Raw genomic sequence first — 21,347 nt, 5'->3', positions numbered from 1 at the left:
GTGCGCGCCTCAGGGAGGCGTTCTGGGGGGAGCGACCGGGCTTCGGCGACCGGTCGCACGACGTCAGCTGCGCGTGTCAGCCCTTGACGGCACCGACCGTGATGCCGCTGACGAAGTATTTCTGGACGAACGGGTAGGCGAAGAGGATCGGGACCGTCGCCACGACGGCGCTCGCCATCTTCAGCGTGTTGCTCGGCAGGTCGGTGATGCTGACGTTCGAGCCGGCGACCGAGTTGCGCAGGGCGTTGGCCGTGTTGATCACGTTGTAGAGGTAGTACTGCAGCGGCTTGAACTCGACCGTGCTGCCCAGGTAGAGCGACGACAGGTACCACTCGTTCCAGTACCCGAGGGCGAGGAAGAGACCGACGGTCGCGAGGGCCGGCTTCATCATCGGCAGCGCGAGCTGGACGAAGATCCGGAAGTCGCCGGCGCCGTCGATCTTGCCGGACTCGATGATCTCGTAGGGGATCGTGCGCATGAAGTTCTTCATCAGGATGATGAGCCACGGCGTCATGAGGAGGGGGAGGAACACCGCCAGGTAGTTGCCCCGCAGCCCCAGGTCGCGGCCGATCCAGAGGAACGTCGGGGCGAGGCCGGCCGAGAAGAGGGTCGTGAAGTAGATGAAGAACGCGATGTAGTTGCGCAGCCGGAAGTCCTGCCGGTAGAGCGCGAACCCGGTCATCGCGATGATGAACAGACCGATCGCGGTGCCGGCGACGGTCATCACGATGGTGACGACGTACGAGCCGATGATCTGCCGGGGCGCCCGGAAGATGTACTCGTAGGCGGTGAACGAGAACCCCTTCGGCAGCAGGCCGAAGCCGCTCTTCATGATCTCCGACTCGCTCGAGAACGAGGCCGAGACGATCATGATGAAGGGCAGCAGGCAGAAGAGCACGAACACCGAGATCGACACGTACGAGACGCCCCGGATGACGTAGTCGCTGCGGTCGAGTCTGATGCGACGCGTGCGTTCCGCGGCGACGGCCTTGCGCTTTCGGGCGGTCTTGCCGAGCGTCTCGGTCACGGCGACCGCGCCGATGTCAGAAGAGAGCATAATCGGGGTTCATCCTCCGGACGATCCAGTTCGCCGTCATCACGATCGCGAAGCCGAACAGCGATTGATACAGGCCCACCGCGGTGGACGTCGTGAAGTTGTTCTGCGCCATCACCATGCGGTACACCGAGGTCTCGATGATGTCCGTCGTGGGGAAGAGCGCGGCGTTGTTGCCGACCAGGTTCCAGAAGAGCCCGAAATTGCCGTGCATGATGCCGCCCAGCGAGAACAGCAGCAGGATCACGAAGATCGGCTTGAGACTCGGCAGGATGACGTAGCGGATGCGCTGCCACGCCGATGCGCCGTCGATCGCGGCCGCCTCGAACAGCACCCTGTCGATGCCCATGATCGCCGCGAAGTAGACGATCGTGCCGTATCCGGTGCTCTGCCAGAGATGGACCAGCGTGATGATGAACGGCCACGCGCCGGGGCTGCTGTAGACCTTGACCGGATCGCCGCCGGTCTGCTCGAGGAAGCCGTTGAGCGCGCCGTTGTCGTAGTTGAGCAGGTTGAACGCGATGACGCCGACGAGCACGACCGAGATGAAGTACGGCAGGAACATGACGCTCTGGCTGATCTTCTTGAAGTACTTCAGCCGCACCTCGTTGAGCATCACCGCGAATGAGATCGCCAGGATGTTCCCCAGCACGATGAAGGCGAGGTTGTAGAGGATCGTGTTCCGCGTGAGCAGCCACAGCTGGCCGGACTTGATCAGGAACTCGAAGTTCTTGAAGCCGACGAAGGGGCTGCCGAAGATGCCGTCGCGGTAGTTGAAGTTCGTGAAGGCGATCCAGATGCCGGGCAGCGGCGCGTAGTTGAAGACCAGGAAGAACGCGATGGCAGGAACGCACATCAGCAGGAGCATCCTGCTCCCGGTGAGCTTCCGCCACCGCGACCGCGGTCGCTGGGGCACCACTTTCACAGACATCCGTCCGCCTCTTCGCGTTCGTGAAGTCGCCTCGTCGCGACTCGTCTGCCAGTTAACCTAACCATCGATATAACTCGGCGCGCCTCACGGTACAGCCCGCGTCGGGCCGACGCAAGCATGAGTTCGCGGGCTGTGGAGAACCCCTCGTGGACCTCGCGGAGGCGTCAGACGGTGCGGAGAAGCCCGCTGCTGCCCATCAGCCGCACGGGCACGAGGTGGATCGCGACGCGGGACGGATTGACGCGCGGTTGGCGGTAGCGCTGTGCATAGAGCTCGACGGCGAGGGCGACCTCGTCCGGGTCGTCGTGCACGGTCGCGCTGGCGGGGAACGCGAGCCAGCGGGCGCCGTCGACCTGGCTGACGGTGGCGGTGGGGTCGCGCAGGACGTTGCGCACCTTCTGGGAGTGGCGCGACGTGATGATGCGCAGCACGCCCTCGTGCAGGGTGAAGCCCACGGGCACCGAGTGGATGCCGCCCCACGGCGCCATCGTGGAGAGCGTGGCGATGTGCCGTTCACGGACGAACTCCTCGCCCGCCTCCGACAGTTCCCGCACGCTCTCACGTTAGCCGCGTGCGGCGGGCCCGCGCGATCAGTGCGGTGCGATCGGCGCCCAGCCTTCGCCGCATGCGCCCCCGTCGGTCACCTCCGCGATCACGACCTCGCTGCCGTCGAGGCTGAGCAGGGGGTTGTAGAACCGCGAGATCTCCACGCTGTCGACCGGCACGTAGTGGAAGATGAGCGACCGTCGGAAGCGGTCGGCCGACCGGTTCGGTCCTGAGCCATGGACCATGCTGCCGTGGAAGAAGAGCACGTCGCCGGCGGTGAGCTCCGTCTGCACCGCCTCGAAGCCCTCGGGCAGCGTGATCTCGGTGCTTGTGAACGACTCCTCGGGGTCGGCCTCATCGGGGCAGACGATCTCATATCGGTGCGAACCGGGCACCATCTTCAGCCCGCCGTTCTCGCCGTCGCAGTCGTCGATCGCGACCCAGGCGGCGATGCAGGTCTCGGGGTGCGCCTGCAGGAAGATGTTGTCCTGATGCAGCGCCTGCCCGCGCGCGGTCGGCGGCTTGAAGTAGAACATGGACTGCGCGGCGTGCACCGGCCCCACCATGTCGGTCACGGGCCCGACGATGCGCGGGTCCAGCATCCACCGCCGTGCCAGGCGACCGATCTCGAGGTCCGTGCGCCGGTGCGGATGGATGAGCCGGGGAAAGCGCGCGAGAACGTCATCGGCCGAGATGTTGTCGTCGTGCCCGATCGTGCGATCGCGCTCGACCTGCTCCATGAAGACGTCGCGGATCTCGGCGACCTCCGTCGGGCTGAGGAGCCCGCGGACGTGCACGACGCCGTGCTCTGCGTAATCGAGGGCGAGATCGGGGGTCGGAGTGCTCGTGAGGGACATGGCTGCAACTCTTGTCTGCAGCCACCGCCGACGCCATGGGATGATCGGGCGATGACATGGATGATCCTGCTATGACAGCGCTGGCGTCTCGGCGTCGCGAGACGCCGCACCCGCACGTCGTACGCGTCGTGGCGGGGGTCTTCTCCGAGGGCGGCGAGTATGCGACGTGGCGCGAGCGCGGCACCTCGGACTGGCTTCTCATCCACACCGTCGCGGGGTCCGGCCGCGTGGCCGGCCCCACGGGCACGGTCCTCACCGGAGCGGGCGACACCGTGCTGCTGCGACCACATCAGCGGCACGACTACGGCACTGCGGCGACGTCGTGGTCGCTCGCGTATGCGCATTTCCATCCGCGCGCCGAGTGGTCGCCGCTCCTCGAATGGCCGGCGCAGGCGGGAGGCGTCGGCGTCGTGCACACCCAGGGCGAGGTGCGACCACGGATCCTGGCGTCCCTTCGCGCGTGTGCGCGGTCGTCGGCGGGGTCGCTCCCCCAGTCGGAGCTGTTCGCGATGAACGCCCTCGAGACGGCGCTGTTGTGGCTCGACACCCAGAACCCGCTGCGCGGCCGTATGGACGAACGGCTCATGCGCGTTGTCGAGCACATCGGTGCCGACCTCGCCGGCGATCTGGGCGTCGCCACGCTCGCGCGGATCGCGACGCTCTCGCCGTCGAGGCTCACGCACCTGTTCACCGCGACGCTCGGCATGCCGCCCCAGCAGTACGTGGAGCGCGAGAGGCTGACCCGCGCCGCGCACCTGCTGGCATCGACCGATCGCGCGGTCGGCGAGATCGCGCGTGACGTCGGCTGGGACGATCCGCTGTACTTCTCGCGGCGCTTCTCGGGGCTGCACGGCCTCAGCCCGACGGCCTACCGTCGGGAGCGGTCGGCGTCGGCCGGCCGCGGAGATCGGCGTGACGTGTGAGGCGCGGGAGGTGCCCGCGAATGCCGGTCTGACGGGAACGGATGCCGCGGGTCTATCGTTCTCGCATGACGACGACTCCCCCCGGGTGGTACGACGACGGCCACGGTGCGATGCGGTGGTGGGACGGCACCCGGTGGACGGAGCACGTCGCCGCGCAGGATGCTCCCCCGGCGCCTGCGGCTGACCCGGCGCCGGCGGCTCCCCCGGCGCCGGCGAAGTCGAAGCTGTGGATCGTGTGGGTGATCCTCGGCGTCGTCGTGCTCGGCATCCTGATCCTCGGGGCCGTTCTCCTCTCCCGGATCCTGAGCGCCGGTGTCGGGCAGGTCGGACTGTCCGGCGACGGCGGGCCGGCCGACGCCGACCAGCAGGCCGCCGTCGCGGCGGTCGAACTGTACGACGACGCGTGGCAGGACGCCGATTGCGAGGCCTACGTGGCGTCGACGACGGAGGGCTTCCGCGCGGAGTCGGGGCTCACGGACTGCTCGGCCTTCGAGAGCGAGGCCGAGGCGTTCGGGTCCGCGGTCGAGCACTACGAGGTCGAGGTCACCGACGTCCGGCAGGAGGAGGACGCGATCGTCGTGACCACCACCGAGACCTATACGGCCCTGGTCGACGACAACGGCGAGCCGCTCGAGGAGCCGGCCGACGACTCGATCGACTGGGTGTACACCGTCGTCGCCGACGGCGACGACTGGGTCATCGACGACATGCAGTAGCTCCGGCGCCCGGGCGACGGTGGGCGGCCCGACCCAGCCGCAGGCATCGGTTCCGGATCCGTTGATGCCCTCGCCGCCGTGAAGGGCTAGGCTCCGGCCATGGGGAGCTCTGGGGGCTCGTCCGGCAGCGGCGGTGGCCGCGCCCGACGGCCAGCCGAAACGGTCGGCGCGGCGGTGCTGACGGTGATCTTCGGCGCAGCCGCCATCACCTCGTTCCCCTCCACAGCGACCGCCGCGCCGTCTCCGTCGCCGTCGCACGCCGGCGGGAACGAGGCCGACGCCATGAGCGTCGTCGCCGCGTACGAAGAGGCCTTCGCCGAAGCGGACTGCGACCTGTTCGTGACGGCGACGACCACCGCGTACCGCGAGCGCATCGGCCTGACGGACTGCGAGGTCTTCGCGCAATCCGCCGCCGGCCGGGCCCAGGTCCTGGACTCGCTCGAGGTGACGCCGATCTCGGCCAGCGGCACCGGCCGGGGAACGATCGCCGCACGGGTGCACACCGAGGCTCGGAGCTACATCGACGAGAACGGTCAGCCGGTCGCCACCCCGGTGTCGCTGGAGGCCGACTATCGGTATCACCTCGTCCGCGCCGACGGCGCGTGGAAGCTCGATGCCGTCCACGACGTCACGGGCGGCCGCACCGAAGGCCAGCTGACCGCCGACGAGAAGCAGGCGGTCGCCCGGACGATGGCCGACTGGAGTGTGGCGTATTCATCCGGCGACTGCGCTGCTCTCGAGGCGTCCACGACAGCGGGCTATCGCGAGCTCATGGCCTGGACGGACTGCCCCGCGTTCGAGCAGTACATCAGCGACCAGAACGCCTACTGCCCGATGGACGTCCATCCCGAAGACATCCGGTTCCGCACCAACGTCGATCCGCACGTGGGCGAGATCATCGTCGACGTCGTCGAGGTGTGCACGCTCGAGGTCGACGAGTTCGGCGCGCCGCTCGATCCGCCGTACGAGGCGGGTGCGCCCTACCGGTACCACCTCGTCGACGAGGACGGCACGTGGAGGATCGCCGAGGGCGAGAACGGGGCGGCGGCAGAGGACGAGCCGTCGAACGCGAACGAACGAGCGGCGATCGAGACCATGCGCGCGTACAACGACGCCTGGCTCGGGGTCGACTGCGACGCGTACCTGGCGGCGACCACCGCTTCGTTCCGCACGGCGCTGAACACCAGCGGCTGTGCGGCCTTCGGCCCCGCGTCGCGCTCGTACAGCGAGTCCGTCGCCAACTTCGCCCTGACCCCCACCGACATCGAGCGGCCGTCCGCGAAGACGTTCGAGATCAAGTCCCACGAGACATACGACTCGCTGACGGGTGCCGACGGCCAGGTGATGGACGCACCCATCCCGGTCGACGAGTTCTGGGTCTACACCCTCGTGCTGGTGGACGGCACCTGGGTGATCACCGACGTCGTCATGCTGCTGTGATCCCGCGCCGGCGGCGTCACAGCATGTCGTCGTACCCCTGCGTGTGACCGACCTCGTCGCGTGACATGGGCGTGTCGCCGTGAGGGACGAGGCGATGCGCCTGAGCGACGATGGCCTGCACGGCACGGTGATCGACGAGTTCGTCGCCCGCGGTCGACTGCGTCTCGGCGTTCACGCGTGTCTGCCAGCCGATCGTGAGCATCGCCTGCTCGACTCCTCCGTGAGGCGCGCGATAGGGGATCTCGACGACGTCGACACGCTGCTCGTTCGAGAGTGCGATCCCGAGCCGCACCACCGCGTCGGCGATCCGGTCGCCGGTCAGGTAGGTTCCTGTCCCGTTCGTCAAGAGCTTCATGAGTACACCCGGCCTTCTGTGAGAACGCCGGGGTCCGGGGCGCGCGGTCAGTATACGCTTCGCGCTTCGGGGTGTCAGCGCGGTGTGCCGTCGCCGGTCGGGTCGGCGATGCGGAGCTCGCGATTGACCAGGCGCGCCGCGACGCTGCTCAGCGGCAGCTGATTGCTGCGGGCGTAGGTCCGGATGATCCGGAAGGCGTCGTCGATCGGCACGCCGTTCGTGAACGCCACGACGCCCTTGGCCTGTTCGATGACGATCCGCGACTGCAGAGCCTGCTTCAGCTGCCGTGCGAGCAGCTCCGACTCTCGCAGCGAGCGCTCGTGGAGGATGCCGATCGTGGCGACGTCGGCGAAGGCCCGTGCCGCGACCACGTCGAAGTCGTCGGGCGGCCCCTCCTCCTCACGCAGCAGGTTGAGCGCGCCGATGGTGGTGTCTCGAAGGCGCAGCGGCACGGCATCCGTCGCGCCGAAGCCGTGCGCGGTCGCGCTGTCGCGGAACGCACCCCACTTCTCCGGGACGGACGGGATCGAGGCGACCGACACGGCCGCCCCCGTGCGATAGCACTCGATGCAGGGGCCCGCCTGGGCACCCAGCTGCATGAGCTCCACCAGGCGGCTCGCCTCGCTCGTCGAGGCGACCACCTGCAGGTCGCCCTCATCGTCGGCCAGCAGGATGCCGGCGGCCGAGATCCCGAGCACGTCATGGCAGGCATCGACCAGAAGCTGAAGCAGATCGACCACGTCGTAGTCGTCGACCATCGTGTCGGCCAGCATGGCGAAGGTCTGGAGAATCCGGCTGTCGCGCGATGTCTTCGTCATGACTCGACCTCGATCCTGTCGTCGCGCCGCGTGAACCGCAGGCGTCCTGCGACGACGTCTTCCGCGACGTCGGCCATCGACCTGCCGGTCGCGAACGCCTGCCCTTGGATCACGAGGCGCGCGTCGTCGGGCGACAGGTCGAGCTGTGCCAGGACGACGCCGGTCGCCTGGTGCACCACGCGGCGGGAGAGCGGCTGCTGCAGGCTCTCCTCGCGGGCCTGCTCGTCGAGCGCGAGGCGCAGCACGTGCCGGCTGATCACGTACGCCAGCGCGGCGGCTCGATGCTCGTGGTCGGGATTGAGGGCCATCGGCTCCCGCGAGTACAAGTCGATCGCACCGATGCGCAGCGCGCCGACGAGCAGCGGGAACGCGAACAGGGAGCTGACCTCCTCCCCCTCGAGAGCGCCGACGAAGGCCGGCCACCGCTTGCGGCCCTCGACACGAAGGAATGTCGTGCCCACAGGACGCGCACTGCGCAGGGCATCCCAGCAGGGGCCTTCGCCGAGATCGAACTGCAGCTCATCGAGGCGGGCGGCACGGTCGTCGGTCGCCGACAGGGTCTCGTTTCCGAAGACGTCCCCGAGCGTCGACACGGCCGCGCCCGTGATGGGGAGGAACTCCACGAAGGGGACGCTGAACTCCTCCGGCCGACCGCCGGACTGCTCGAGGTGCGCCAGCGCTGCGGCGAAGTTACTGTTCATCATCTGTCCTTCCTTCACGCTACCCGCACGAGGGGAGGCTGCCCAGCGCCCAGCGTCGAGGGGGCGCGAAGAAGCACTGATCGGGTGCATCCTGGCTTCAGGCGCATCGTGGGCCCGGTGGGGACTCGCTTCCCGCCCGTCGCCCTGACCCCAGCACCCGGAGGCGTCATGGGCAAGTTCATCTACGAGGGGACGGTCAAGGCCGACTTCGACGACCGCGTCCTGGCACATCTGATGGTGGTCATCAGCGCGAAGCTGCGCCGCGGCGAGTCCTTCTCGTTCAGCTGGAAGGACGATCCCAGCATCGGCAACGGTCGCATGACCGTCTGGATCCACCCCCACGCCGCGCTCGTCTACAAGTTCTACGGCAGCAGACAGCCGCCGATCAACCGGGCGTGGGTGGAGGCTCTCATCTACACCGCCAACTCGACGACCGGTCTGCACATCGTGCCCGAACCGCCCGACCACCATGAGGACGGGCCCGCCTGGCACCACGAGCACTGAGCAGGAACCGTCGTTAGCACGTGCCCCCACGGGGTGCAACGGCGTGGCCAGGACCGCGTTCCCCCGGCACGCTGGAGAACATGGTGTTCCTCGGATATCACGCCTCCCACGAGCAACTGCCCCCGTCGACCCTGCTCGCCGCCGTCCAGGAGGCGGAGCGGGCCGGCTTCGACGGCGCGATGTGCTCGGACCACCTCGCACCGTGGGGACTCGCGCAGGGCGAGTCCGGCTTCGCCTGGAGCTGGCTCGGCGCGGCTCTCGCCATGACGTCGTTCCCGATGGGCATGGTGTCCGCCCCCGGACAGCGGTATCACCCGGTCATCGCCGCCCAGGCGCTGGCGACGCTCGCGGAGATGTTCGAGGGGCGGTTCTGGTGCGCGCTCGGCTCGGGCGAGGCCCTCAACGAGCACATCACCGGCGATGCCTGGCCCGCCAAGCCGGAGCGGCAGGACCGCCTGTTGCAGGCCGCGGACGTCATGCGCCGGCTCATCGCCGGTGAGCGGGTGACGCACGACGGAGCGTTCCAGGTGCATGACGCCCGCGTCTGGTCTCGGCCGCAGAACCCGGCGCCGCTGCGCGCCGCCGCCGCCTCGGCGGAGACGGCGGCGTGGGCCGCCTCATGGGCCGACGGCGTCGTGACGGTCGGTCACGAGGTCGAGACGGTGGGGAAGATCCTGTCGGCATACCGGGATGCCGGGGGCACAGGTCCCTGCGCTGTGCAGGTTCATGTGAGCCTCGCCGACTCCCGCCCCGAAGCGCTGCGGACGGCGGCCGACCAGTGGCGCCAGGCGACCGTCGACCCCGCCCTGATGTGGGACCTCATGCAGCCGGAGGACTTCGACCGGCTCGCCGACCCCGGCGACACCGCGGCGCTCGAGCGCGGCATCCTCGTCTCCGCCGATGAGCGGGATGTCGCCGAACGCCTCGGCGCGCTGGTCGACGTCGGCGCCGACGAGCTCTTCCTCCACCCCGTCGGCAAGGACCAGAGCTCCTTCTTGGAGCGTGCGCGAGAGGGGCTCCTGGACGCGATCAGGGAGCGCGCGTAGAGCGAGCTCCGGCTCGAGCGGAGCATCGGGAATCAGGAAGGAGTGCACGATGGATGACTTCATCCCGGAGGAGGCCGGCCCCCGCCGTGGCGAAGCCGTGGTGTTCTGGTCGTGGATCACGGTCCTCGCCGTCGGCCTCGCCTACATGATCACGATTCCCCTGGTCGGACGGTGAGCCATGCGACAGCTTCGCGACAACGCCCTCAGCCTCGTGTTCGGCGCCCTGTTCGTGCTCGCGCTCGCGGGGCAATCCATCGCCGGCTGGTTCGAGAACAACGAGCGGCTGGCGCAGCACGGGATGCCGCCCGACGCGTTCGGAGCCTTCGTGACCTCGTCGGAGTTCGTCGTCGACGTCGCCGAGAACTGGCAGTCCGAGTTCCTGCAGTTCTTCCTCTTCATCGCGGCGACGATCTGGTTCGTGCAGCGCGGTTCGCCCGAGTCGAAGAAGCCCGGTGATGAAGGCCCCGGCACCGACGAAGAGCAGATGGTCGGTGAGCACGCGCAACCCGACTCCCCCTCGTGGGCTCGCTCTCGCGGCATCCGTCAGACGATCTTCTCCAACTCGCTGCTGCTCGTGATGGGTGCGGTCTTCGTGCTGTCATGGCTGGCCCAGTCCCTGGCAGGCACCGTCGTGATGAACGCGGAGAACGCCGAGCACGGACAGCCGCCCATACCGTGGGTGGAGTACCTGGGTTCGCCCGATTTCTGGAACCGGACGCTGCAGAACTGGCAGTCCGAGTTCCTGGCCGTCGGCGCCATGATCGCACTGTCGATCTTCCTGCGTCAGCGCGGCTCGAGCGAGTCCAAGCCGGTCGGCCTTGCGCACCACGCCACCGCGACGGAGAGCGAGTAGACCGCCATGGCGGTGGACGAACTGTGGCTCGTGCGGCACGGCGAGAGCGTCGGCAATGTCGCCGCCACGCAGGCCGAGATCGACGGCGTGGACCGGATCCCGCTCGACATCCGCGACGCCGACGTGCCGCTCTCCCCTACCGGTGAAGAGCAGGCGCGGGCGCTCGGCCGATGGCTCGACGGGCATCGCGACGACGTCGACCTCTTCTGGGTCTCGCCGTATGCGCGAGCACGGCAGACCCTCGCGATCGCGCTCGGCGATGCCGAGCGCGCCGTTCCCGTGACGGCCGACGAACGGCTGCGCGACCGCGAGCTCGGAGTGCTCGACCTGCTGACGCGCAGCGGCGTCGCGCGCATGCATCCCGAGGAGACGGAGCGCAGGCTCCACCTCGGCAAGTTCTACCACCGCCCGCCCGGCGGCGAGTCGTGGGCGGACGTGGCACTGCGCCTGCGGTCGTTCCTGCGCGACGGCCTCGAGCAGCCGGGGCGGCGCGCGCTGCTCGTCGCGCACGACGCGGTCGTGATGCTGCTGCTCTATATCCTGCTGCCGATGCGCGAGGAGGAGCTCCTCGACTTCGCGGCCGGGCACACGGTGCTCAACGCGTCGGTCACGCACCTCGTGCGAACCTCTGACGGATGGCGCCTGGAGACCTTCGCCGATGTGACGCACCTGCAGCGCGAGGGCGCCGAGGTCACCGTCCACCCCGGGAACCCCGATGTCGAACCCGAGTGAGCTCGTCACCGCGGCCGTGCTGCGGGAGTGGGGCCTCCCGGCGCCCGGCGACTCGAAGAAGAGCCGCGGCGAGATCGTGATCGTCGGAGGCGCGCGCAGCTCCCCCGGTGCCGTGATCCTGGCCGGCGAGGCCGCGCTCCGCGTCGGCGCCGGCCGCGTCGCCCTCGCGGTGCCGGGATCGATCGACGCCCACGTGGGCATCGCGCTGCCCGAGGCAGGCATCTACGCGCTCCCCGACGACGCCGACGCACCGCTGGAGGGACGCCTGGGGGAGCACCTCGGCTCGGCGGACGCGGTTCTCATTGGTCCGGGCTTCGACGATCCCGCGGAGACGCGGGCGACGGTGCTTGCCGTCGCCGAAACGGCACCCGCCTGCCTCGTGCTGGACGCGTTCGCGGTGGGAGTGCTGCCCGACATCGACCGAAGTGCACTGCCCGACACGCTGATCCTCACTGCGAACAAGGAGGAGGCGGCGATCCTCCTCGGCCGTCCCCTTGCCGACGCCGACGACCCCGCAGACCTCCTCGAGATCGCACGGCGATTCGACGCCGTCGTCAGCTGCTACGGGCTCACCGCCCACCCCGACGGCCGTTCCTGGCGGATCGATGAGGGTGGTCCCGGGCTCGGAACCTCCGGGAGCGGCGATGTGCGCGCCGGTGCGATCGCCGGCTTCGCCGCTCGCGGCGTCGAGCCCGAACGGGCCGCGGTCTGGGGCGCGTGGACCCACGCCAAGGCGGGCACGCGGCTCACCGAGCGCATCGGCCTCGGCTTCCTCGCGCGGGAGCTCGCGGCGGACCTCACGCCGACGATGAAGGACGTCCTGTCCGCGGGCGATTGAGCGGGCCCGCAGGTATCAGGGCCCGTCCGCGATCGACGTCGGCTGCCCGAGCGTCACGCCGTTCTCATTGAAGGAGTCGACGGCGAACCAGGTCGCCTGGTCGGCGTTGAGGGACGGCACATCGAGGTGGGTCCTGTCGTAGACCAGCCAACTGCGGTAGAGCTTGTCCGGGCTCACGCCATAGCGGATGTTGTACCCGTGGGCGCCGGCAGCGGCGTTCCAGGTGAGACGTGCGGTCAGAGCATCCAGACGCACCGCATCGGCCGCCACCGGAGGCGGTGCGCTGCCCGCTCCGCGTCCGAAGACGCGGAGTCCGCTCACCGCGAACGCGCCGCCGAAGGGAAGTGCCCGCGCGGTGACACGGATGAAGCGCAGCGGACGAGGCTCGTCCAGAACGATGAGCGCATGCGGACGGTCTTCGCCTGTGTCCGAACCGTCGAACAGCACGGTCCAGTCAGCACCGTCGCGTGATCCTTCGATCTGGACCTCGGCTGCGTCATGGGTCGGGTAGATCCCGCGCCAGGTGTGACCGCTGTCGGCACCCTCATCCAACCGCGGCGCGAGCTCGGCGAGCGCGTGATCAGCCAGGTTCACCTGGATGGCGCTCACCATCCGCTCCCCCTCGAGTTCGACCGAGAGCCATTCGCCGACGCCCGGTCCGTCGGATGCCCACCAGTTGCGCACGTCCTCGTTCACACTGAGGCCGGGCTCGTGCCCCGCCGCCGCTGACGATGCGAGAGTATGCGCCCGGTAGGAGAGCAGCATCCATTCCGGCTGCCGCTGCAGCCACGGATCGAACGGACCATCGGGGACGCGGAAGGGATAGTCGGCGAAGCTCTGGTTGCAGAACAGCACGCCATCGTCGTCGAAGCCTGCCGGGAAGATGCCGACGCGGCGCTCGAAGATGTCGTTCGTGCTGATGCGCATCGTGGCAGCGTGCCACCAGTTGCCCCACTCGTCCTGGAACGTGCTGCCGTGGCCTGCTCCGGTGATGAACCCTCCCGGCTTGGACGAGAACGGGCTGTGCGGAGAGTACGTGAACGGCCCGAGCGGGGACTCCGCCGTGAAGTATCCGTCGGCGTAGGTGTTCCACTGTGTACCGGGTGCGGCGTATTGCAGGTAGTAGCGGGCACCGACGCGGGTCATCCACGCACCTTCGAGGTACGGCGAAGTCCCCATGAACTGCGCAGTCAGCCGCTCCCGCTCGGTGGTCGGCTCCGGGATGACGTAGTCCTCGCCCGTCTGCTCCCAGCCACGTCGGGACACATCGGAGGCGACCAGCGCTGTCGGCTCGCCGATGGGCGTCAGGTCTCGGTCGAGTTCGACGCCGTAGAGAGGCTGCACGTTGTCGCATCCCCAGTAGAGGTAGATCCGGCCATCGTCGTCCTGGAAGATGCTCGGGTCCCAGAACGGGAAGGTGCCGGGCGACACCTGAGTGAAGTCGTCGCCGAGCGGATCGCGGCTTCGGAAGAAGGGCGAGTTCCCGTTCTTCCGCGAAGCGCTGATGACCAGAGCACCGTCGATCTCGCGTACATCCGGCGCGTAGTCGAAAGGGGGGAGCCTGTCGGTGGGCCGGTAGGTCCAGTCGATCAGATTCTCCGAGTACCAGAACCCGCGCGACATCGACGCGAAGAGCAGGTACCGGCCGCCGTATCGGACGATCGACGGATCGGCAGCCTCCCGATGCACGCTCCGCCGCGCGCCGCCGAGATCGATACCGCCGACGACGCCCGAGAATCTCACCTCCTGGTAGCGGTACTCGATGTCCAGGGGGTTGCAGATCGCTCGGCCCGTCACCGTCATTCCACTCTCTCTTGTCGTCATCCCTCAGGTGAGCAGGCCGCTCATCTGCTTGGCGATCATCGTGGTCGCCATCTTCGGGTTGAGCCGCGACAGCTTGTCCATCGCCGCTGCGTCCGCGCCGATGGTGGCCCGGAACCTGCCTCTGCGGATGGCGTCCACGATGACTTCCGCCGCCTTCTGAGGACTCGTGGTCTTATACGCCGACGTCTCGCCTGCTGCGCCTTCCGTGCCGAGCGAGACGCCCGAGTTCGCGGCGATCGCCGTCGCGATGGCCCCCGGGAACACGACCGTGACGGCGACGTTCGTATCGCGGAGCTCGGCGAAGAGGGCTTCGGTCAGCAGCTTGACCGCCGCCTTGGATGCGCCGTACACGGCCTGTCCCGGCACCGGAGCGTACGAGCCCATGCTCGCGATATTGACGATCGCGGCGGCAGGCCGTGTCACCAGGATCGGCAGGAAGGCCTTGCACATGTTCATGACCCCCCAGAAGTTCACGTTCATGACCTTCTCGATCTCACTGAACGGCAGGTCGATCACCTTGACGAACTTCTGGATCACGCCGGCGATGTTGACGATCCCGTCGACCTGCCCGTGGATGTCGGCGACCGCAGCGGGCAGCGCCTCGACTGCCGCCCTGTCGGTGATGTCGACGACATGCAGCGAGAACCGCTCCCCTGCGCCGGCGATCGTGGCCGTCTCGAGCAGTCCCTGTTCGCTGAGATCGACACCCGCCACCGACGCGCCTGCGGCGAGAAGGCGCAGCGCGACCTCGCGCGCGATGCCGTTGCCGGCTCCGGTGACGACGAAGACCTTGTTCTGGATGTCCATGAGTGCGCGTCCTTTCGGGGATGTCAAAGCGCTGCCGAAGCCGGCGACATGCGTGTGAGGACCGCGTCCATCGTGCGCATGGTCCGGAGCGTCTGGTCGTGTGCGTGCCACGGGTGCTCGATCAGCCCGTCGTCGAGGGCACGGGCGACCGCGTCGAGCATCGGCCGGTAGCCGTTGCCCTGGCGAGGGTGCTCGACGACCTCGGGGCTGCTGAAGATCCGCTCGACAGACCCGGCATGCACGCGAGCCATCGATCCCGCCCAGAACATCGGGGCGAAGGTGACCCAGCCGCGGTCGCCGCTGACTGTCGCCGAAAGATCGAGGAACTCGACTCCCGACCACGCGAGCTGCGCGAATCCGCGATCGAACTCCAGAGTCGCGTGTCCGTCGACGTCCGTGCCGTCCATGAACCGTCCGGCGGCATCGACACGCGTCGGGTCGCCGAGGAACCACTGGGCGAGAGTGATCGGATAGATGCCTCTGTCGAGGAGGATGCTGCCGCCCTGCGCGGGCGTCAGGGTGCGTCCGCGCGCCTGGAAGGGCGTACCGAAGCTTGCGCGCACACTGTTGACGTCGCCGAGCAGACCGTCGCCGATGCGGTCGATCATCTCGACGTAGAGCGGATTGAACCGCATCCACATGGCCTCCATCGCGAAGAGGCCGGCTGCGCGTGCGGTGGTGAAGATGCGCTCGGCGTCTGCGGCGCCGGTGGCGATCGGCTTCTCGATCAGCACATGCTTCCCTGCCGCCAGCGCCTCGAGCGCGATAGCCGCGTGGGTGTGCGCCGGAGTCGCGATGTAGACGACATCCACGTCGTCGCGCGCCAGCAGCTGGTCGCGTGAACTCGTGGCCGACGGGATTCCGTGGGCGTCGGCGAACGCCTGCGCACGCTCGGCGGTCCGTCCCCACACGGCCGTGACGGCACCGGGCGCGACGGCCTCCAGGTCGGCGACGAGGCGATCTGAGATGTCGCCTGTTCCGATGATCGCCCACCTGTGCATCGTCGCCTCCATGTTCGCGCGCCGGCTTCGTTGCGCCTTGGTTGGCAACCGGTTGTCAAAATCGAGCATACGTGATGTACTTGTCGCGCGACAACCCGTCGTCGCACGCACGACAAAGGAGTTCTGCCCATGGCCGCCCCCACCAGCACCGCAACGGTGCCCACCGAACGCCTGCCCTTCGGCAAGCTCGTCGCCTGGGCCGGCGCCGGCCTGTCCGCCGCGGCGAACTTCATCATCCTGGGCTACGTCGCCATCTACTGCACCGATACTCTGGGCCTGTCCCCCGCGGTGGTGGGCGTGCTCCTGCTGGTGAGCAACCTGTGCAACGCCGCCCTGGCCCTCGTCGCGGCGTACATCGTGGACCGCAGTCCCGAGACGCGCTGGGGCAAGGCCCGCCCTTACGAATTCGCGATCATCGGCATCTGGGCGACGACGTGGCTGATGTTCTCCACGCCGTCGGCGCTCGGCGAGACCGGCCGCATCATCTGGGTCTTCGTGACGTTCATCATGATCCAGGCCGTCTTCCGCACGCTGCTCGATGCGAACGACAACCTCTATCTCGCCCGCGCGTTCCACGGCCGCCGCGTCTACGCCAAGGTCACCACCCGTTCCGGCATCGTGACCTCGCTCGGCGCCATCGCCGTCACCGTCACCCTGCCGATGGTGCTGAACGCCGCGGGCAAGTCGCCGGAAGGCTGGTCGACGGCGATCGCGTGGTTCGCGATCCCGCTCGCCATCATCGGGATGTCCCGGTTCGTCTTCGTCAAGGAGACGCATCTGACCGCCGACGCCGGCTCTCCCCCCGTGAAGGTGCGCGACATCCTGGTCGCCCTCAAGGGCAACGCATGGATCTTCGCCATCGCGGCGCTGCAGCTCTTCGCGTCGGCGATCAACGGCGCCGGCGCCGGCGCGTACTACTTCCGCTACGTGGTCGGCGATCTGGGAATGCAGTCGATCGTCCTGGGCGCCGGCATCCTGATCCTCCCCAGCATCATCTTCCTGCCCGTGATCATGAAGCGGTTCGCGATCTCCCGCATCATCATGGCCGGCGCCGTCGCCGGCATGATCGGCTCGACCATCAACGCGTTCGCGGGCGCCAGCATCCCGGTGCTGATCGTCGGCGGGCTGTTCACGGGTCTCGCTCTGCTGCCGGTGAGCTATCTCGCCGCGGTGCTGATCCTCGACCTCTGCTCGTACAACGAGTGGAAGGGCAACCGCCGCCTGGAAAGCACCATCGGCGCGATCGTCGGCATCTTCACCAAGATCGGCGCGGGGCTCGCCGGCGCGTTCGTGGGGCTCGTCCTCACCGTCGCCGGCTACGACGGAGCCGCAGAGACGCAGGCCCCCGCCGCGAACTCCGCCATCGTCGCGCTGTACTCGTGGTTCCCGCTCGCGCTGTTCGCCGGCGTCTTCGTCGTCATGATGGTCTACGGCCGGTTCGACCGGCTCATCCTGCCCCAGGCCCAGGCCGAACTCGAGGCGCGAGGCGAGACCGCCCACCACGCCACCGAGCTCAGCCCCACCCCGCCGGTCATCGTCGGCGGCTCGGTCGGCGTCGATGCGCACGCCGAGCTCGAGCTCCTCGCCGCCGAGCGTCTGGACGCCCAGGCCGAGGCTGAAGTCTCGGCCGACGAGAAGAAGGCCTGAACGGATGCCGCGTCCGGCGATCTCCATCCAGCTCTACACCGTCCGCGATCACCTCGCCGACCTCGACGGCACGCTGGAGCGTCTGGCCGGGCTCGGCATCCGCTCTTTCGAGCCCTTCTCGCTGTACGACCGTGTGCCCGAGACGGCGACCGCGCTCGCTCGCCACGGACTCTCCGCGCCTACCGCGCACGCGCCGTTCCTCTCCGACGACATCGAGTACGAGGGGCGGCGCGTGGCGCTGCCGCCGCTCGGCATGACGCTGCAGGCGGCTCGGGCGCTGGGCGTGCACACGCTGATCGATCCGATGGTGCCCGCGGATCGCTGGCAGAGCGGCGCCGACGTCGAGCGGACCGCGGAGCGCCTGAATACGGCCGCCGCCGAGGCCGCCGCTGCGGGCGTGCGCGTCGGGTACCACAACCACTCGTTCGAGTTCCATCACCGCATCGGCGGCACGACGGCGTACGAGTACTTCGTGTCGAGGCTGGATCCGGCCGTGGTCCTCGAGGTGGACGTGTACTGGGCGGCGATGGCAGGACAGGATGTGCCGGCGCTGCTCGGGCGGCTGGGCAGTCGCGTCGCCGCGCTGCATCTCAAGGACGGCAACAGCATCCGCGATCCCTTCGGCGCCGGGGGCTATGCAGCGGAACAGCTCGACCAGAAGCCGCTCGGGCAGGGCATCCTCGACATCGCCGGCATCCTTCAGTCCGCTCGCTCCGTCGACTACGACGTCATCGAGTTCGACAATGTCGAGGGCGACGTCTTCGCGGCCATCGACACCTCTCTGGACTATCTGCGCGCCGCACGCGCCGGCATGCCCGTGACCGACTGACGAGTCGCTCTGGGGCCGCGAGGCCGTCGCCGCGGGCAGGACGTTTCGTCTCGCTCGTTCCTCGCTCGCTCAACGACCGGAGGCGCGGGGGCCGGTGCTTCCGCGGACCACGAGGGCGGTCGCAAGCAGACCGTCGTCGATCGCGTCGCGGCTCTCTTCGAGTCGCGCGAGCACCTTCTCGACCGCACGCTCGCCCGCGAGCTCGAGCTGCGCCTGCACCGTCGTCAGCGGCGGGACGATCAGCTCGCTGCCGAAGATGTCGTCGAAGCCCGCGACACTCAGCACGCCGGGGACGTCGATGCCGGCGGTCGCGGCGGCCTGCATCAGGCCGATGGCCATGAGGTCGTTGAAGGCGATCACGGCGGTCGCGCGGGCGGCGAGCACTCGACGGAGGACTTCGCGTCCGCCCTCGATCGTCGGGCTGTTCGGGCCGATCTCGACCACGCCGACGTCGAGGCGTTCGGCCGCGTCGAGCAGCGACTCCCAGCGACGTCGGCTGATCCACGAGGTCTCCGGGCCGGCGAGGTACACGATCGAGGTGTGGCCGAGCTCCGCGAGATGGTCCATCATCGCGTTCACGCCGCTCTCGACGTCGGGAAGCACCCCGGCGACGTCGCCGACCTGGCGGTTGATGAGAACCATCGGCTTGCGTTCGGCGAGCGCCGAGATCTTCTCGTCGGCGAGGCGCGTGGTGGCGAGCACGAGCCCGTCGACGCTCGGCAGCAGACGCGAGATCGCCTGGGCCTCGGCTTCACCCGACTCCTGCGACTCGGCGATGACGAGGGTGTAGCCCGCCTTGGCGGCCGCATGCTCGGCGCCCCGGACGATGCCGAACACCACCGGGTTCGTGATGTCGGCGACGAGGAGGCCGATGGTCTGACTGCGACCCGTCGGCAGCGCGCGCGCCATGGGGTTGAACTGGAAGTCGAGGCGCTCGGCCGCGGCGCGGATCTTCGCCTCGGTCTTCTCGCTGATGCGGCCCGGCTTGCTGAGCGCGCGCGAGACGGTGGAGGGATTGACTCCCGCGAGCTCGGCGATGTCGTAGATCGTCGCCGCACCGCCCCGGCGTTTGATCCGGGCCGCGAGCTCCGGGGGCAGTTCCTCCACCGCGACTCCTGTCGTCGATTCGTCAGCGCGCACGCGCGTCCATCCATTCAAGTGCAGTCTGCGCGATCTCGGCGACCGGCGCGTCGATGGCGATCTCGATGCCCGCCTCGTCCGGCTCGAGCGGCTGGAGGGTGTCGAGCTGCGAGCGCAGCAGGGCGGGGGGCATGAAATGGCCCTCCCTGCCCGTGGCTCGAGCCGCCAGAAGCTGCGGCGAGCCGGTGAGGTGCACGAACACGACCTCGGGCGCTGCGGCACGGAGCCGGTCACGGTACGACCGCTTCAACGCCGAGCACGCGACGACCGGCGCGTCGTCCCCGGCGAGCGTCACGGCGACGGCATCGAGCCACGGCCACCTGTCGTCGTCGTCGAGCGGTGTGCCGGCCGCCATCTTGGCGACATTGGGCGCGGGGTGCAGGTCGTCGGCATCGACGAAGCGCGCACCGATCGCCTCGGCGATGCGGGCCGCCACCGACGTCTTGCCCGACGCCGAGACACCCATGACGACGACGCGCGGGCGGGAGGAGGCATCCTCCCGCCCGCCGCGGCCGGTCATCGCGCTCCGCTCACCAGTCGTGGACGGTGCCATCGAGCAGACGGTTGTAGGGCAGATAGGCCTGCTCGTACGGGTACTTGCCCGCCTCATCGGCGTTCAGTTCGACGCCGAGCCCGGGGTTGTCGCCGGGGTGCAGGTACCCGTCGGTCCATGTGAACGACTGCTCGAAGACCTGGTCGGTCTTGGCGCCGTGCTTCATGTATTCCTGGATGCCGAAGTTGTGGATCGCCAGGCCCAGGTGCATCGCCGCCGCCATGCCGACCGGCGAGATGTCGGTCGGCCCGTGCATGCCCGACTTGATCTGGTACATCGCCGCGTAGTCCAGCGTCTTCTTGAGGGCCGTGATACCGCCCATGTGGGTGACGGCGCCGCGCACGTAGTCGATGAGCTGGTCGCGGATGATGTCCTTGAAATCCCACACCGTGTTGAAGATCTCGCCGATGGCGAGCGGCGTGGTGGTGTGCTGACGCACCAGGCGGAGTGCCTCCTGGTTCTCCGCCGGCGTGCAGTCCTCCAGCCAGAACAGGTCGTACGGCTCCAGGTCCTTGCCCAGGCGAGCGGCCTGGATGGGCGTCATCCGGTGATGCCCGTCGTGCAGCAGCGGCACATCGGGACCGAACTCGTTCCGCACCGCTTCGAACACGCCGGGCAGGTGGTTCAGGTACGCCCGGGTGTCCCAGTCCTCTTCCACCGGCTTCGCCCCGCGCCGGGCAGGCTCGTGGTCGTACCGGACCGTGGCGTCGCCGACGTCGGCGCCCTGCGCGGCGATCCCGTAGATCGCCTTGAGCGTCGGCACGCCGGTCTGCACGCGGATGGCCTTGTAGCCCTGCTCCTGGTGCGCCCGGATGGAGTCGAACAGCTCGGGCAGCTCCTTGCCCGACGCGTGCCCGTAGGCCATGAGCCCGTTGCGCGATGCGCCGCCGAGCAGCTGGTACACCGGCATCCCGGCCGTCTTGCCCTTGATGTCCCACAACGCCATGTCGACCGACGCGATCGCGGCCATCGTCACGGGACCCCGCCGCCAGTACGCCGACCGGTACAGGAACTGCCAGGTGTCTTCGATGCGCGAGGCATCCGCGCCGATGAGCAGAGGCACCACATGCTCGGTCAGGTAGGCGACGACCGCGAGCTCGCGACCGTTCAGCGTCGCGTCGCCCAGCCCCGTGATGCCGTCCGCCGTCGTGAGCTTGAGCGTCACGAAGTTGCGGTCGGGGCTGGTGACGATGACTTCGGCTCTGTCGATGATCATGATGTTCCTCCGGAGG

General features: G+C 68.7%; 24 protein-coding genes. 11 read left to right on the top strand and 13 right to left on the bottom strand.

Features of this window, described 5'->3' with window-relative positions; all coding sequences use genetic code 11:
- Nucleotides 1-76: 76 nt before the first annotated feature.
- The 4 genes from ACI3KX_RS05010 to ACI3KX_RS04995 all read right to left on the bottom strand — a co-directional run bounded on the left by ACI3KX_RS05010 (nt 77) and on the right by ACI3KX_RS04995 (nt 3,388).
- The gene (locus ACI3KX_RS05010; RefSeq protein ID WP_331909213.1) at nt 77-1,057 is read right to left on the bottom strand and encodes a carbohydrate ABC transporter permease; all 981 of its coding nucleotides are present in this window, start codon (nt 1,055-1,057) and stop codon (nt 77-79) included.
- Nucleotides 1,044-1,910 (bottom strand): ABC transporter permease subunit, encoded by an 867-nt coding sequence (locus ACI3KX_RS05005; RefSeq protein WP_363356681.1) that lies wholly within the window; start codon nt 1,908-1,910, stop codon nt 1,044-1,046. The genes ACI3KX_RS05010 and ACI3KX_RS05005 overlap by 14 nt, the downstream gene beginning before the upstream one ends.
- A 239-nt stretch (nt 1,911-2,149) precedes the next feature.
- Complete coding sequence (locus ACI3KX_RS05000; protein WP_363356680.1) at nt 2,150-2,539, bottom strand: pyridoxamine 5'-phosphate oxidase family protein; 390 nt, start codon at nt 2,537-2,539, stop codon at nt 2,150-2,152.
- A gap of 36 nt (nt 2,540-2,575) precedes the next feature.
- Nucleotides 2,576-3,388 (bottom strand): phytanoyl-CoA dioxygenase family protein, encoded by an 813-nt coding sequence (locus tag ACI3KX_RS04995; RefSeq protein WP_404908298.1) that lies wholly within the window; start codon nt 3,386-3,388, stop codon nt 2,576-2,578.
- Nucleotides 3,389-3,459: 71 nt separating this feature from the next.
- Between ACI3KX_RS04995 and ACI3KX_RS04990 the strand changes: the two genes are divergently transcribed.
- The 3 genes from ACI3KX_RS04990 to ACI3KX_RS04980 all read left to right on the top strand — a co-directional run bounded on the left by ACI3KX_RS04990 (nt 3,460) and on the right by ACI3KX_RS04980 (nt 6,467).
- Nucleotides 3,460-4,311 carry a helix-turn-helix domain-containing protein gene (locus tag ACI3KX_RS04990; RefSeq protein ID WP_404908295.1) on the top strand — a complete coding sequence of 284 codons (852 nt, stop codon included), beginning with the start codon at nt 3,460-3,462 and terminating at the stop codon, nt 4,309-4,311.
- A gap of 65 nt (nt 4,312-4,376) precedes the next feature.
- A complete protein-coding gene (locus ACI3KX_RS04985; protein ID WP_404908292.1) occupies nt 4,377-5,027 on the top strand; it encodes a DUF2510 domain-containing protein in 651 nt (216 codons plus the stop codon).
- A gap of 99 nt (nt 5,028-5,126) precedes the next feature.
- Nucleotides 5,127-6,467 carry a hypothetical protein gene (locus ACI3KX_RS04980; protein ID WP_404908289.1) on the top strand — a complete coding sequence of 447 codons (1,341 nt, stop codon included), beginning with the start codon at nt 5,127-5,129 and terminating at the stop codon, nt 6,465-6,467.
- Between the two features lie 16 nt (nt 6,468-6,483).
- Here ACI3KX_RS04980 and ACI3KX_RS04975 read toward each other — a convergent pair whose 3' ends face one another.
- The 3 genes from ACI3KX_RS04975 to ACI3KX_RS04965 all read right to left on the bottom strand — a co-directional run bounded on the left by ACI3KX_RS04975 (nt 6,484) and on the right by ACI3KX_RS04965 (nt 8,344).
- Complete coding sequence (locus ACI3KX_RS04975) at nt 6,484-6,822, bottom strand: hypothetical protein (RefSeq protein WP_404908286.1); 339 nt, start codon at nt 6,820-6,822, stop codon at nt 6,484-6,486.
- Nucleotides 6,823-6,896: 74 nt separating this feature from the next.
- Nucleotides 6,897-7,640, bottom strand: a complete 744-nt coding sequence (locus ACI3KX_RS04970) for a GAF and ANTAR domain-containing protein (RefSeq protein WP_404908283.1) — start codon at nt 7,638-7,640, stop codon at nt 6,897-6,899.
- Nucleotides 7,637-8,344, bottom strand: coding sequence for a GAF and ANTAR domain-containing protein (locus ACI3KX_RS04965; protein WP_349426146.1), 708 nt, complete (start codon nt 8,342-8,344; stop codon nt 7,637-7,639). The genes ACI3KX_RS04970 and ACI3KX_RS04965 overlap by 4 nt, the downstream gene beginning before the upstream one ends.
- A 165-nt stretch (nt 8,345-8,509) precedes the next feature.
- On the opposite strand from ACI3KX_RS04965, the gene ACI3KX_RS04960 reads away from it, so the two are divergent.
- The 6 genes from ACI3KX_RS04960 (at nt 8,510) to ACI3KX_RS04935 (ending at nt 12,314) form a co-directional block, all read left to right on the top strand.
- Nucleotides 8,510-8,845 carry an ATP-dependent DNA ligase gene (locus tag ACI3KX_RS04960; protein WP_349426145.1) on the top strand — a complete coding sequence of 112 codons (336 nt, stop codon included), beginning with the start codon at nt 8,510-8,512 and terminating at the stop codon, nt 8,843-8,845.
- Nucleotides 8,846-8,925: 80 nt separating this feature from the next.
- Nucleotides 8,926-9,891, top strand: a complete 966-nt coding sequence (locus ACI3KX_RS04955; protein WP_404908279.1) for a TIGR03885 family FMN-dependent LLM class oxidoreductase — start codon at nt 8,926-8,928, stop codon at nt 9,889-9,891.
- Between the two features lie 49 nt (nt 9,892-9,940).
- The gene (locus ACI3KX_RS04950; RefSeq protein ID WP_349426143.1) at nt 9,941-10,066 is read left to right on the top strand and encodes a hypothetical protein; all 126 of its coding nucleotides are present in this window, start codon (nt 9,941-9,943) and stop codon (nt 10,064-10,066) included.
- A gap of 3 nt (nt 10,067-10,069) precedes the next feature.
- A complete protein-coding gene (locus ACI3KX_RS04945; RefSeq protein WP_404908275.1) occupies nt 10,070-10,744 on the top strand; it encodes a DUF6766 family protein in 675 nt (224 codons plus the stop codon).
- 6 nt (nt 10,745-10,750) lie between these two features.
- On the top strand, nt 10,751-11,476 hold the full coding sequence (locus ACI3KX_RS04940; RefSeq protein ID WP_404908272.1) for a histidine phosphatase family protein: 726 nt from the start codon (nt 10,751-10,753) through the stop codon (nt 11,474-11,476).
- Nucleotides 11,460-12,314: an NAD(P)H-hydrate dehydratase gene (locus ACI3KX_RS04935; protein WP_404908269.1), complete on the top strand. Its 855-nt coding sequence runs from the start codon at nt 11,460-11,462 to the stop codon at nt 12,312-12,314. The genes ACI3KX_RS04940 and ACI3KX_RS04935 overlap by 17 nt, the downstream gene beginning before the upstream one ends.
- A 15-nt stretch (nt 12,315-12,329) precedes the next feature.
- Here ACI3KX_RS04935 and ACI3KX_RS04930 read toward each other — a convergent pair whose 3' ends face one another.
- From ACI3KX_RS04930 to ACI3KX_RS04920, 3 genes are read right to left on the bottom strand one after another with little or no spacing between them, the layout of a single operon-like run.
- A complete protein-coding gene (locus ACI3KX_RS04930; RefSeq protein ID WP_404908266.1) occupies nt 12,330-14,117 on the bottom strand; it encodes a family 43 glycosylhydrolase in 1,788 nt (595 codons plus the stop codon).
- Between the two features lie 24 nt (nt 14,118-14,141).
- Nucleotides 14,142-14,945: an SDR family NAD(P)-dependent oxidoreductase gene (locus ACI3KX_RS04925; RefSeq protein ID WP_404908263.1), complete on the bottom strand. Its 804-nt coding sequence runs from the start codon at nt 14,943-14,945 to the stop codon at nt 14,142-14,144.
- 23 nt (nt 14,946-14,968) lie between these two features.
- Nucleotides 14,969-15,946 (bottom strand): Gfo/Idh/MocA family protein, encoded by a 978-nt coding sequence (locus tag ACI3KX_RS04920; protein ID WP_404908260.1) that lies wholly within the window; start codon nt 15,944-15,946, stop codon nt 14,969-14,971.
- A 129-nt stretch (nt 15,947-16,075) separates the two neighbouring features.
- Between ACI3KX_RS04920 and ACI3KX_RS04915 the strand changes: the two genes are divergently transcribed.
- Together ACI3KX_RS04915 and ACI3KX_RS04910 are read left to right on the top strand one after the other, a co-directional pair.
- On the top strand, nt 16,076-17,593 hold the full coding sequence (locus ACI3KX_RS04915) for an MFS transporter (protein WP_404908258.1): 1,518 nt from the start codon (nt 16,076-16,078) through the stop codon (nt 17,591-17,593).
- Between the two features lie 4 nt (nt 17,594-17,597).
- Complete coding sequence (locus ACI3KX_RS04910) at nt 17,598-18,422, top strand: sugar phosphate isomerase/epimerase family protein (RefSeq protein ID WP_404908255.1); 825 nt, start codon at nt 17,598-17,600, stop codon at nt 18,420-18,422.
- 69 nt (nt 18,423-18,491) lie between these two features.
- Here ACI3KX_RS04910 and ACI3KX_RS04905 read toward each other — a convergent pair whose 3' ends face one another.
- From ACI3KX_RS04905 to manD, 3 genes are read right to left on the bottom strand one after another with little or no spacing between them, the layout of a single operon-like run.
- Nucleotides 18,492-19,529 carry a LacI family DNA-binding transcriptional regulator gene (locus ACI3KX_RS04905; protein ID WP_404908252.1) on the bottom strand — a complete coding sequence of 346 codons (1,038 nt, stop codon included), beginning with the start codon at nt 19,527-19,529 and terminating at the stop codon, nt 18,492-18,494.
- Nucleotides 19,530-19,551: 22 nt separating this feature from the next.
- Entirely contained in the window at nt 19,552-20,082 is a 531-nt protein-coding gene (locus ACI3KX_RS04900; RefSeq protein WP_404908250.1) for a gluconokinase, read from the bottom strand.
- 10 nt (nt 20,083-20,092) lie between these two features.
- On the bottom strand, nt 20,093-21,331 hold the full coding sequence (gene manD / locus ACI3KX_RS04895; protein ID WP_404908247.1) for a D-mannonate dehydratase ManD: 1,239 nt from the start codon (nt 21,329-21,331) through the stop codon (nt 20,093-20,095).
- Nucleotides 21,332-21,347: the final 16 nt, after the last annotated feature.

This window comes from Microbacterium sp. ZW CA_36 (assembly GCF_044987475.1).
Classification (GTDB): Bacteria; Actinomycetota; Actinomycetes; order Actinomycetales; family Microbacteriaceae; genus Microbacterium.
The sequence above is the reverse complement of the archived record's forward strand: the minus strand, read 5'-3'. Positions and strand labels throughout refer to the sequence as shown.